This is a genomic window from Streptomyces sp. NPDC036815, assembly GCF_055609205.1.
Window position 1 is genome coordinate 34,495 of the sequence record NZ_JBVJPW010000034.1, and the last position, 13,443, is coordinate 47,937.

The following is a 13,443-nucleotide window of genomic DNA, read 5'->3' on the forward strand; positions in this document are numbered from 1 at the left end:
CCTCCGCCGGGCCCGGCGGTGCAAGGACGCCTCCAGGGCCCCGCCTACAGGGCGGCCTGCAAGTCCGGCCGCTTGACGTCGAGCTTGCGGTAGATGCGGGTCAGGTGCTGTTCCACGGTGCTGACCGTGACGCACAGTTGCCGGGAGATCTCGCGGTTGGTGAGCCCGTCCGCGGCCAGCTCCGCCACCCGGCGTTCCGCGCCGGTCAGTTCGGTCTCCGGATCGGGGGCGGAAGGAAGTTCGGGGGCCTCGGGGGCGGTCACCGGGGTGGGCGCGCCGCCCCAGCGCCGGGCCAGGAGGTGCGCTTTGCGGGCCAGTAGCCGGGCGCGCTCCGCCTCACCGCTCTCGCGTACGGCGACACTCTGGTCGGCGACGGCCCGCGCCAGCTCGAAGAGGTCACCGCTCTCCCGGAGCACCGCCACGGCCTCGTCGAGGAGCCCGGCCCGTACGGGGGCGGGGGCCGTGGCCGCCCGCAGGCGCAGGGTCATGCCTCGGGTGCGTCCGCCCCGCGGTGCGGGCAGTACGCGCTGCGCGTCGACGAGTTGGCGGGCCAGCAGCGTTTCACCGAGGGCCAGGTACGCCTCGGCGGCGCCCAGGCGCCATGCCTCCAGCGCGGGCAGGTCCACGCCCCAGCTGCTCATCCGCGTACCGCAGGCGTAGAAGTCGCACAGTGCCGCGTAGTGGCAGCCGGTGGCGAGGTGGTAGCGGCCCCGTGCCGCCAGGTAGTGCAGTCCGGTGCGGGACTGGAAGACCGACTGCGGTACGGGCCTCTCCAGCAGGGCCGCCGCCCCGTCCACATCGCCCAGAACTGTCCTGGCCTGCACGGCGGCCGCCAGCGGAAGGCCGATCGCGGCGCCCCAGCCCTTGGGTCCGAGCAGGGCGAGCGCGGTCCCGGCGCGCCGCTCCGCCGCCGCGGGATCGCCCTGCCGCACGTGGATCAGGGCGCGCCACGCGTGGAACAGCGCTTGCCAGGTGGGGCTGTCGCACTCGGCCGCCTGGGCGAGGAGACCGTCGCACCAGGCGGCCGCGCGGTGCGGCCGGTCGCGGTAGGTGAGGGTGGCCAGGGCGGCGGTCTGGACCGCCACCGTGCGAGGGCCGAGCCGGTAGCGGTTCAGGGCGCGCTCGGCGGCGTCGACAGCATCGCGCTCGCCGCCGTGCAGCAGTTCGCTCATGAGCGTGCCGGAGCCCTGTAGCTCGGGGGTGGACGCCGGGGGCGCGGAGCGCTGCGAGGACAGGACGCCCGACCCCAGGCGCTCCTTGACGTGCCCGGGGTAGAGGAAGGCGCCCCAGAGCCACGGGGTGTCGAGGTCCGCCGCATTGACCGACGGCGCGCCGCCGGGGTTCGGGCCGGTGAGCGCGTCCATGGCCGCCAGGCCCTCTTCGACCCGGCCGTGCCAGAGGAGGTGGGTGGGCAGGGGCGGGGGTGGGGGTGGGGGTGGGGCGGTAGTGGGTGCGGCGGGCCCGGGGGCGGGAAGGTGGCGGAGGACCTTCGCCGGGTCCAGGCGCCATTCCGCGTCGGCGAGCGCTCCGACGATCACGGCCAGCTGGTCGACGCTCCGGCAGCGCCGGTGGGCGGCGCGCAAGTAACCCACGGCCGTCTCCACCCGGTGCTCGTCCAGGGCGAGTTGGGCGGCTTCCTGGAAGACGGGTACCGCCCAGGGTGTGTCCGAGCGATCGGCGGCGGCCACGAGGTGCGCGGCGACCTCGGTGGCCGGGGCCCCCTCCTCGTGGAGGAGTGCGGCCACGCGCCCGTGCAGGGCGGCGCGCTCCTCGGGCGGCATACCGTCCAGGACCGCCGCGGCGAAGGCGGGGTGGCACAGACGTCCGTCGTGCAGCACGTTCGCGGCGGTCAGCAGGCGCACGGCGCGGGCGATGGAGGCGGTATCGACGTCGGCTTCGCAATCCGCGTCGGAACCGGCGGCGAAATCCGCGTCGGCCTCGGTGCCGAGGAGCCGTCCGACCAGAGTCGGGTGGGCGGCGTGTTCCCCCAGGACCGCGACGGCGCGCGCCACCAGGGTGACGGGGGCCTCGTGCCGGTACAGGAAGCCGAGCACCGCGCGTTCGTACGCTTCCCCGGCGCCGTCCGCCGTGCGGTGGTCGTCGGCGAGCGCCCGGACGAGGTGCGGGTGGCCGGCGCTCATGGCGTGGACGGCGGGCGTGAGGTCCTGGGCCGTCCGCTCGTCCAGGCGCCGGGCGAGCACGGCCTCCACTCCCGCCTTCGACAGGGGCTCCAGCCGTATCCGCCGCAACGCCGGTTGGTGCGGGAGCTCGCTCCCCAGCAGGGCGTTCGCCGCCTTCTCCTGAACGTTCTCGGTGACCACCAGGTGCAGCGGCGCCGACCGCAGCCGACGGACCACGTACAGGAGACACTGCAGCGAGGCCGCGTCGGCGTGGTGCGCGTCGTCGACGGCGACCACGACGGGCCGCTCGGCGAGCAGGTCTCGCAGCAGTGCGTGGAGGGCGCGGAGGAGGGGGGCGCGGGGTACCGGGGGCGTGAGGGGCACCGGAAGTGTGGGGGGCACCGGGAGTGGGGGGGGCACCGGGAGTGTGGGGGGCACCGGCCTGTCGTCCGTCCCCGTACGGGCGTCCGTACCGGTGTCGGCGATCCAGCTCAGCACGCCTTCGGCCTGCGCGGCAGGCACGCCGGGGCTGTCCAGGAGCTGCTCCAGGACGCCCAGGGGCAGGGCGCGCTCGGCGCGGCAGGCAGTAGCGGTCAGCACCAGGGCGTCGGCGCCGAGGCGGTCCGTCCAGGCACGCAGCAGCGCGGTCTTGCCGGTGCCGACCGCGCCGCTGATCAGCACGAGGCTGCCGCGGGCGTCCGGAGATCCGTCGAACGCGTCCTGCAGGGCCGCCAGTTCCCCGGCCCGTTCCACCAGGCTCACCGCGTGCCCCACTCCCGGTCGATCAGCGCGAACATGTCATCGGCGCTCGCCGCCGCCAGATCCTCGCCCTCGCCCGGCGTCTCGTCCTCGTCGGAACCGGCCGTCCTGGCGACGCCGGGCTGTTTCCACAGCAGGGTCTGCAAGCGCCGGACCAGGCCCTTGCGGCGCGGATCGTCCACCGCGAGTCCGGCGAGGGTGGCCTCCAAGTCGTCCAGGAGGGCGGCGGCCGGAAGCTCACCCGCGCCGCCGTCGGGCAGGAGCCTCTCCAGCAGGTGTTCCGCAAGGGCGCGGGGCGTCGGATAGTCGTAGACCATCGTGGCGGGCAGCCGGAGGCCGGTGGCGGCACGCAGCCGGTTGCGCAACTCCACGACCACGAGCGAGTCGAAGCCGAGGTCCTTGAACGCCTTCTCCGCTTCCACCTCCTGGCCCGGCTCGTACCGCAGGACGGCGGCCACCTGCTCGCGTACGACATCCAGGAGCGCTCCGGTCCGCTCACGCACGGGCAAGGTGGCCAGTTCGCGGCGCAGCGCCGCCGCGTTCTCCGACGGCCCCTCGGCGGTGTCCGACGCGGCGTCGAGGACGCGTACGGCCGCGGGGACCCCGTCGAGCAGTCGGGCCGGGCGGGCCAGCGTGAACAGCGGCGCGAACCGTTCCCACTCGATGTCGGCGACCAACGTGTGTCCCGTGCCCCCGTCGAGCAGCGCGTGCAGGGCGCCGAGCGCCAACTTCGGTTCCAGCGGGGGCAGTCCCTGCCGCCGGGAGAGTCCGGCGGCGCTGCGGGCCGGTTCGCCGTCGTCCGGCAGATCCCAGATGCCCCAGCCCACGGAGACCGTCCGGGGGCCTTCGGCGCCGGACGGTCGCGCCGAGGCGAGCGCGTCCAGGTAGGCGTTGGCGGCGGCGTACGCGCCGTGCTCCCTGCTGCCGAGGGTTGCCGCCACGGAGGAGAAGTACAGGACGGTGTCGACCGTGTCCGCCCCCGCCCCCGCCCCCGTCCCCGCGTCCGTCGGTCGCGGAGCCGGGCTCGCCAGGTGGGCGAGCTCCACGGCGGCGGAGGCCGCCTCACCGAGTTCCTCGGGGGTGATCTCCGCCAGGGGCGCGAGTCGGCCGGGCAGCGAGGTGTGGATGACGGTGCGCAGGGGTGTTGGGGTCGGGCCGGGGGGCGATGCGTCGTCTTCAGCCGTCCGGGCGAGCGCCTGCGTCACTGCTTCCCGGGCGTCACTCCGGTCGCCGTCGAGGATCGTCAACGCGGCCCCGTACTGGGCCACTTCGGCCGCGAGTTCGCCGTCCCGCCGACCGTCCTCGGGGCCGGTGTCCAGGAGTACGACCTGTTCGGCGCCGGACGCGGCGAGCCACCGTACGACCTGGTCCGCCAGATGGCCGACGCCGCCCGTGACCAGGACGGCACCGTGCGGCCGCCAGTCACCGGCGGGCTCGTCACCGGTGGCCGCGTCGGGCACCAGACGGCGGCCGAGAACACCGCCACGCCGCAGTGCGACCTGGTCCTCGCCGCTGTCGCCGCGCAGCACCGCGTACAGCGCGCCTCCGTCGAGCGCGTCCGGGTCGGCGGGCAGGTCCAGCAGGCCGCCCCACAGGTCCGGGTGCTCCAGGGCCGCTACCCGGCCGAGCCCCCACACCGGCGCCTGCGCCGGGGCGACGACCGGGTCGGCGTCGCCGCACGAGACGGCGCCTCGGGTCGCGCACCACAGAGGCACCGCCAGGCCCGCGTCCAGCGAGCCCTGCACCAGCGTCAGGGTGTCCGTGAGGCCGCGCGTCGGGGCTTCGCCGTTGCGACCGGGCGCCTGCGGCCCCTCGCCGAGGACAGACAGGTCATCGAGGGCCGACAGGTCGTCGAGGGCCAGCAGGTCATCGAGGGCCAGCAGGGACAGCACTCCGGCGAGCGGCGCGTCGTCCGGGAGGGCGGACTGCCGTGCCCGGAGCAGGTCCGCCAGGTCGGCCCGCCCGGTGGCCGGGCCGACGTCCATCAGGTCGACATGGGCTCCGGCTTCCTCCAGGGCCCGGGCACACGCCCGCGGCCAGGCTCCGGCTCCGGTGGTGGGGGCCACGACCAGCCAGGTACCGGTGGGCGTCGCATCCGTGGCGCAGGGCGCCGCGACCGTCGCGAGGTCGGTGTGCTGCCAGTCGACGCGGTACCGCCACCCGTCGACGACCGACCGCTCACGCCGTTCGCGCCGCCACGCCGACAGCGCCGGGAACACCGTCTTCAGAGCCGACCTGTGTTCGTCGTCCTTGAGGCGCAGGGTGTCGCAGAGCGCCTGTACGTCCGCCCCTTCGACGGCAGCCCAGAACCCGGCCGCCCCCTCGTCCGCCTGCGGCATGGCCATCGGCGCCGTGACGTCCGCCAGCCAGAAACGTCGGCCCTGAAAGGGATAGGTGGGCAGGTCCACGGTGCGGGGCTCCGGGTCGGCCGGGAAATACACCGACCAGTCCACCGCGATCCCCGCCGTATGCAGGCGGCCCATGGCGTGCGCGAAGGCGACGTCGTCCAGCTGGGAGGAGTGGAGGGAGGCGGTGACGACCGGCTCGGAGGTGTCGGGGTCACCGTCGACGGCGGCGTCGAGGGTGTGTTGGGCGGCGGTGACCAGGACGGGGCCTGGGCCGAGTTCGATGAATGCCCTTGCGTTCGAAGCCAGTTGGGTGATGGCGGGCTGGAAGAGTACGGGCTGGCGCACGTGCCGCACCCAGTACTCCGCACTCGCGATCTCCGCACCAGCACGCTCACCCGAGACATTACTGATCAACGGAATCGACGGCCGCCGGAACTCGATCCCACTCAGGGCCTCGGTGAACTCCGCCAGCATCGGCTCCATCAACACCGAATGAAACGCATGACTCACCGCGAGCGCCTTGGTCTTACGACCCCGCTCCCGCCAGACCGCGGCGATCCGCTCCACCTCGTCAGCGGGGCCCGAAATGACGGTGGAATCGGGGGTGTTGACCGCCGCCACACTCACCGCAGTCCCGGCCAACTCCCCAGCCAGCTCCTCACGCGTGGCCTGCACCGCACACATCGCCCCACCCCCGGGCAACCCACCCATCAAACGAGCCCGCGCCCCCACCACCCGGCACGCATCCTCCAGCGAGAACACCCCCGCCACATACGCAGCCGCAACCTCCCCGACCGAATGCCCCACCACCACATCCGGCCGCACCCCCACCGACCCCCACAACCTCGCCAAACCCACCTGCAACGCAAACAACCCCGCCTGCGCCCACATCGTGTGATCCAACCGCTCCTTCGGACCACGGAACACCGTCTCTCGCAGGGAGCCGCCCAATTCCACGTCCAACAAGGCACACACCTCGTCGAACGCCTCCGCAAACACCGGGAAACGCTCATACAGCCCCGCACCCATACCCACCAACTGACTGCCCTGGCCACTGAACAGCCAGACCATGTCGCCACCGGTACGTACGGACGAGGAAGGCGGTCCGACCAGCGCCGGGTGCGGCTCCCCCGCCGCCAATGCTTCCAGCGCCGCCATCGTCTCGGCCCGCTCCGCAGCCACCACTACGGCCCGGTGTCCGTGCAGCGCACGCGCCGTCAGCAGGGACCAGCCGATCTCGACGGGTTCGCCCAACTCATCGTCGTACGCGACGCGTTCGGACAGCGACCTGGCCTGGGCCCGTAGTGCTTCATGGCCGCGCGCGGAGACCACCCACGGCACGGCGCGCGGCTCCGCGCCCGGCTCCGCACGGGTGGCGGAGGGGCCGGAACCCGCGGGGAGCGGGGCCTGTTCCACGATCAGGTGGGCGTTGGTGCCGCTGATGCCGAAGGAGGAGACACCTGCCCGGCGCGGGCGGTCGCTCCGGGGCCACGGTACGGGCTCGGAGAGCAGGCGCACTCCCCCGTCCTCCCAGTCCACGTGCGGCGTGGGCCGGTCGATGTGCAGGGAGGCCGGCAGCTCGCCGTGGCGCATCGCCATGACCATTTTGATGACGCCCGCCACGCCCGCGGCGGCCTGTGTGTGACCGATGTTCGACTTCACGGAACCGAGCCACAGCGGCCGGTCCGACGGCCGGTCCTTCCCGTACGTGGCGAGGAGCGCGTTGCCCTCGATCGGGTCGCCGAGTGTGGTGCCGGTGCCGTGCGCCTCCACGGCGTCGACGGCGTCCGGGGTGACGCGCGCGTTGGCCAGGGCCTGGCGGATCACTCGTTCCTGGGCCACGTCGTTGGGAGCCGTCAGACCGTTGCTCGCGCCGTCCTGGTTCACCGCCGAACCCCGTACGACGCCGAGCACTTGATGTCCGTTGCGACGGGCGTCGGAGAGGCGTTCCAGGAGGATCAGGCCGACGCCCTCGGAGAATCCGGTGCCGTCGGCGGCTTCGGCGAACGGTTTGCACCGGCCGTCGGGGGCCAGTCCGCGCTGCCGGGAGAACTCCACGAAGGCGGTCGGCGTGGACAGTACGGTCACACCTCCCGCGAGCGCCAGGCCGCAGTCGCCCTGGCGCAGGGCCTGACAGGCCAGATGGATCGCCACGAGCGAGGCCGAACACGCCGTGTCGAGCGTCACCGCCGGGCCTTCCAGGCCGAAGGTGTAGGCGATGCGGCCGGAGATGACGCTGGACAGGGTGCCCGTGGTCGCATACCCCTCGACCTCCGGTGGCACCCGGCCGCCGGACATGTGGTCCTGGCTCGACACACCCGCGTACACACCTGTGAGCGTGTCCTTGAGGGTGGCGGGGTCGATCCCCGCCCGCTCGAACAGCTCCCAGGACACTTCGAGCAGCACCCGCTGCTGCGGGTCGGCGGCGAGCGCCTCGCGCGGATTGACACCGAAGAAGTCGGCGTCGAAGCGCGCCGCGTCCCGCAGGAACCCGGCCTCCCGTACGTAGGTCGTGCCCGGGTGGTCGGGATCGGGGTGGTAGAGACCGCCCAGGTCCCAGCCACGGTCGGCGGGGAACTCCTCGATGGCGTCGCCGCCCGATGCGACCAGGTCCCACAGCTGTTCCGGTGACGTGACGCCGCCGGGGTACCGGCAGGCCATCGCGACGATGGCCACCGGTTCCCGCTGCCGCTCCTCCATATCGCGCAGGCGCTGACGGGTCTGCCCGAGATCCGCCGTCACTCGCTTCAGATAGTGGCGAAGCTTGTCCTCCGTACCCGGTGTGTCGTGCGTACCCGGCATGTCTTCTCCACTCCTGATCAAGAAGGCAGTTCTCGGTCGATCAGCTCGAAGAGTTCGTCGTCCGAGGCGGACTCGAGGTCCCCGTCCTGGCCCGCCTCGTCGTCGGCATCGCCCGCCCCGCGCACCCCGCGCACACCGGTCGCGGCGTCGTCCAGGCGCCACAGCAGGCTCTGCAACCGTGCCGCCAACCGGCCGCGGGTGTCCTCGTCGTGCGCGTGCCCCGCGATCACCGTCTCCAGCTTGTCCAGCTCACCGAAGAGCGGTGCGGCGGGATCGGCCCCGGCGGGGCAGAGCTGGGTGCGCAGTTCGTCGGCGATGGCCGAGGGGGTGGGATGCCGGAAGATGAACGTCGCGGGCAGGCGCAGGCCGGTGGCGGCCGAGAGGCGGTTGCGCAGTTCGACCGCCGTGAGCGAATCGAAGCCCAGGTCCTGGAAGGGTGCGTCGGCGCGCACGGCGTCGGTGCCGGTGTGCCCCAGGACCGCCGCCGCGTGCGTCCGCACCAGGTCGAGCAGGGTGCGGCGCTGTTCGTCCGTGGTCAGCGCGGACAGCTTCCCTGCCCAGTCGATGTCCTGCCGGACGGTGGAGGCCGAGGCCGTCGGCCGCGCGGAGCCCCGGCCCCCGGCGAACGCGCGCAGGAGAGCGGGCAGGGACGTGGCGGGCCGGCCTGCCAGGACGCGGGTGTCGAGGTCGGCGGCGACCAGGTGGGCACGGCCGTGGTGACGTGCGGCGTCCAGCAGGGCCAGGCCGTGTTTGTTGGTCATGGCCTTGACGCCGATACGGTTCATCCGGGCTACGTCGGTGTCGCTGAGGCCGCCGGACATGCCCTTGCCGCTGCCGTCTGCTGCCGGGTCGTCCGTCGTGGCGTGTGTCGGGGTGTGTGTCGGGGTGTGTGCACGGGCGTCCGAGGCCTCCCACAGTCCCCACCCGACGGACAGACCGGCCAGCCCTTGTGACCGTCGGTGCTGCATCAACGCGTCGCAATAGGCGTTGGCGGCGGCGTAGTTGGCCTGCCCGGGACTGCCGAGCGTCGCGGCCGCCGAGGAGAACACCACGAACATGCCCAGCCGCATCCCACGAGTCGCCTCATGCAGGTTCCTCGCGGCGGCGGCCTTCGCCGCCCATACCCGCGCCAGTCCTTCCGGCGTCTGCGCGGTCACCACGGCATCCGCCAGCACACCCGCCGCATGCACCACACCGGTCAGCGGATGCGAGGGATCGGTCTTGCCCACCAGCTCCGCCACCGACTCGGCATCACTGACATCGGCCGCAACGATGCTCACCTCCGCACCCAACGCGCCCAGCTTCTCCACCAGTTCGCTTGCACCCGGCGCGTCGGGGCCACTGCGGCTGGCCAGCAACAGGTGCCGCACCCCCCACTCCCGCACCAGATGCTCTGCCACGACCTGCCCGAGCACACCCGTGCCGCCGGTGACCAACACCGTGCCCTCGGGATCGAGGGCAGGCGGAACCTCCAGCACCAGCTTGCCGGTATGCCTGGCCTGACTCATGAACCGGAACGCCTCCCGCGCCTCGTCCAGCGGCCAGGAACGTACCGGCAACGGGTCGAGGGCGCCCGAAGCGAATCTCTCGCCCAGCTCCCGCATCATGACCTCGATGCGGTCGGGCCCGGCATCGGTGACGAGGTCGTAGACGGTGTAGCTGACGCCCGCGTACTCAGCGGCCACGGCCTCGGGGGTCCGCAGGTCGGTCTTGCCCATCTCCAGGAACCTGCCGCCCTCGCCGAGCAACCGCAGGGAGGTGTCGATGAACTCGCCGGTGAGGCTGTTGAGTACGACGTCCACACCGCGCCCGCCGGTGGCCTCCCGAATGACGTCCTCAAAGTCGAGGTCACGAGAGGACGCCCGATGCGCGGCATCGACGCCCATCTCCTCCAGTACGCCATGCTTGGCCGGACTCGCCGTGGCGAACACCTCGGCGCCGAGGTGGCGCGCGATCTGCACCGCCGCCATCCCCACACCACCCGTACCGGCATGGATCAGAACCCGCTCCCCCGCCTTCAGACCGGCCAGCTCCACCAACCCGTACCAAGCCGTCAGATACGCGACGGGCATACCGGCCGCCTGCCGCATGTCCCAGCCTCGCGGAACCGGCGCCACCATACGTGTGTCGGCGACCGCCATGGGACCGAAAGAACCGTGCAGCACACCCATGACGTGGTCGCCGACCGACAGGCGGGTGACATCAGGACCGACCTCCGTCACGACACCGGCACCTTCGCCGCCCAGCCCGATCTGGCCCGGCACCATACCGAGGCTGACCAGGACGTCCCGGAAGTTGATGCCCGCGGCGTGGATGTCGAGGCGTACCTGGCCGGGGGTGAGAGGTGCCAGGAGCTCCGGGCAGGCGACCGGGGCCACGCTCTCCAGCGTCTCGGCGCTGCCCTTGTCCAGACGCCAGGCACGCTCGTCGGGCACCGCGACCGGCGCGCCGCCGGTCGCACGGACGAGCCGGGGTACGAACACTTGGCCCTCTCGCAGAGCGAGTTGGGGTTCATCGAGTTCCTCGATGGCTGCACGCAGTACGTCCTGCGGCAGATCGTCGATCGCCACGGTGCTGTGATCGGCCGCGACGTCGAGCAGGGCGAACCGGCCCGGGTTCTCCGACTGCGCACTGCGCACCAGACCCCACACAGCCGCCGCGGCCGCCTCCACGGCGCCGTTCCCGTTTTCGCTTCCCTTCCCGTCGACGGCCACGGCTCCGTGCGTCACGAACAGCAGACGGGACTGCGCGAGTTCCGGCGCCGCCAGGAACTCCTGCACCAACGCCAACACTTGCTGCACGATCGACAGGTCGTCACCGACCGGGGCGTCGACGGGAGCGACGACGGCCCACGGCACCTCACCACCGGTCTGCACCGCGCCGACCAGACCGGCGACACCGTCCTTCAGCCCGACCCAGCCGCTGCTATCGCCGCCCTCCGTCCCCGCGTCCGCCTCCGCATGCGTCCGTGGCGGCGGGAGAGGTGTCCAGTCCACCACGAACAGGCCCTCATCACCCGCCTGTTGGGATTTCAGCTGTCCGATGTCGGCGGGACGCATCGCCACCGAGCCGACGCTCAGGACGTTGGCCCCGGTGCCATCGGTGACCTCGACCCGCACTTCCCGCTCGGCTTCGTCATGCGCTCCGGGCGACAGACGCACCCGTACGGTGTCCGCGCCTGCGGCCCACAAAGAGACCTGGTTCCAGGTGAACGGCAGCCAGATCCTGTCGTCCCCCTGCGGCTGCCCGGGCCAGTCGAGCAGCAGGGCAGGGTGGAGGACGGCGTCCAGGAGGGCGGGGTGGATGCCGTAGCCGTCATGGGTACCGGCAGCCTCGGGCAGCGCCACCTCGGCCAGCAGGTCCTGCCCATCCCGCCATACGGCTTGCAGGCCCTGGAACGCAGGACCGTACGCGTAGCCCGCATCGGCCACCCGCTCGTAGAAGCCGGTGAGGTCGACGGGGCTGGCGCCGGTCGCGGGCCACACGCCTGTCGGCCCGTCGGCCGTGGCGACGGGGGCTTCTGAATCTTCGGGGGCGAGTACGCCGGTGGCGTGGCACACCCACGCGTCACCGCCAAGCACGGCGTCGGCGTCGGTGTCCGGGCGGGTGTAGATCCCCACGCCGTGACGTCCGTCCTCGCCCGCCTCGTCCACCACGACCTGCACCCGCAGACCCGCCGACTCAGGCACCACCACCGGCGCCTGCAACATCAACTCCTCCACCACCCCGCAACCGACCTCATCACCGGCCCGCAACACCCACTCCACCAACGCGGCACCCGGCACCAACACCGCACCAGCCACCACATGATCCACCAACCACGACACACCCGACCGCGACAACCGCCCCGTCAGCAGACACCCACCCCGACCGGCAAACTCCACCGCCGCACCCAGCAACGAGTGCCCCGCCGACACCAGCCCCAGCCCCGCCGCATCCCGTCCCCCACCGGACCGACCCGACAACCAGAACCGCTCCCGCTGAAACGCATACGTCGGCAGATCCACCACCCTCGGCGCCCTCACCCCACCCGAGAACACCACCGACCAATCCACCACCACACCCGCCACATGCAGACGCCCCAACGCCTCCACAAACGCCAACTCCTCCGCCCGCCCACCAGCGAGCGAGGACACCAGAACCGGCTCGGACCCACGCGTCGCGGCCCTGTCGTCCAGGGTGTGCTGCGCGGCAGTGATCAACACGGGCGCAGGGCCCAGCTCCACGAACACAGCCGCAGCATCCGCTACTTGGGCGACGGCGGGCTGGAAGAGTACGGGCTGGCGTACGTGCCGCGCCCAGTACTCCGCACTCGCGATCTCCGCACCAGCACGCTCGCCTGACACGTTACTGATCAACGGAATCGACGGCCGCCGGAACTCGATCCCACTCAGGGCCTCGGTGAACTCCGCCAGCATCGGCTCCATCAACACCGAATGAAACGCATGACTGACCGCGAGCGCCTTGGTCTTACGACCCCGCTCCCGCCAGACCGCGGCGATCCCCCCCACCTCGTCACCGGGGCCCGAAATGACGGTGGAATCGGGGGTGTTGACCGCCGCCACACTCACCGCAGTCCCGGCCAACTCCCCAGCCAGCTCCTCACGCGTGGCCTGCACCGCACACATCGCCCCACCCCCGGGCAACCCACCCATCAAACGAGCCCGCGCCCCCACCACCCGGCACGCATCCCCCAGCGAGAACACCCCCGCCACATACGCAGCCGCGATCTCCCCGACCGAATGCCCCACCACCACATCCGGCCGCACCCCCACCGACCCCCACAACCTCGCCAAACCCACCTGCAACGCAAACAACCCCGCCTGCGCCCACGTGGTGTGGTCCAACCGCTCCTTGGGGCCGTGGAACACCGTCTCTCGCAGGGAGCCGCCCAATTCCGCGTCCAACAAGGCACACACCTCGTCGAACGCCTCCGCAAACACCGGGAAACGCTCATACAGCCCCGCACCCATACCCACCAACTGACTGCCCTGACCGCTGAACAGCCAGACCACGTCACCGCTCGGGTTAGCCGCGCCCTCCGGGGTCTCGGTCAGGGCCGGGTGTGTCTCGCCATTGGCCAACGCGGCGAGTGCCGCCAGGAGTTCGGTTCGTCCCCGCCCCGCCACCACCGCGCGCTTCTCGAACAGAGAGCGTGAACGAAGCAGGGACCAGCCGATGTCACGCAGCGCCGAATCCGGGCCGTCCGACGCCACCGCATCACTCAGGCGGCGTGCCTGGTCGCGCAGGGCCTGCGGGCTGCGCGCCGACAACAACCACGGCACCACCACCCCACCATCCCCGACGCCGCCCCCGTCACCATCAGCCGCCGGGGACACCGCACCCACCGGCTCAGCCACATGCTCCAGAATCAGATGCGCATTCGTCCCCGACGCACCGAACGACGACACCCC

Annotated in this window: 3 protein-coding genes; all 3 read right to left on the reverse strand. The window is 72.3% G+C overall.

Going from position 1 to position 13,443, the window contains the following annotated elements; translation table 11 throughout:
• Positions 1-44: 44 nt before the first annotated feature.
• The 3 genes from ACZ69I_RS37655 to ACZ69I_RS37665 are packed head-to-tail and all read right to left on the reverse strand — an operon-like array spanning position 45 to position 13,389.
• Positions 45-2,882: an AAA family ATPase gene (locus ACZ69I_RS37655; protein WP_470837015.1), complete on the reverse strand. Its 2,838-nt coding sequence runs from the start codon at positions 2,880-2,882 to the stop codon at positions 45-47.
• Positions 2,879-8,050, reverse strand: coding sequence for a type I polyketide synthase (locus tag ACZ69I_RS37660; RefSeq protein ID WP_470837017.1), 5,172 nt, complete (start codon positions 8,048-8,050; stop codon positions 2,879-2,881). The genes ACZ69I_RS37655 and ACZ69I_RS37660 overlap by 4 nt, the downstream gene beginning before the upstream one ends.
• Positions 8,047-13,389 carry an SDR family NAD(P)-dependent oxidoreductase gene (locus ACZ69I_RS37665; protein ID WP_470837018.1) on the reverse strand — a complete coding sequence of 1,781 codons (5,343 nt, stop codon included), beginning with the start codon at positions 13,387-13,389 and terminating at the stop codon, positions 8,047-8,049. Before ACZ69I_RS37665 ends, ACZ69I_RS37660 begins: the two co-directional genes overlap by 4 nt.
• Positions 13,390-13,443: the final 54 nt, after the last annotated feature.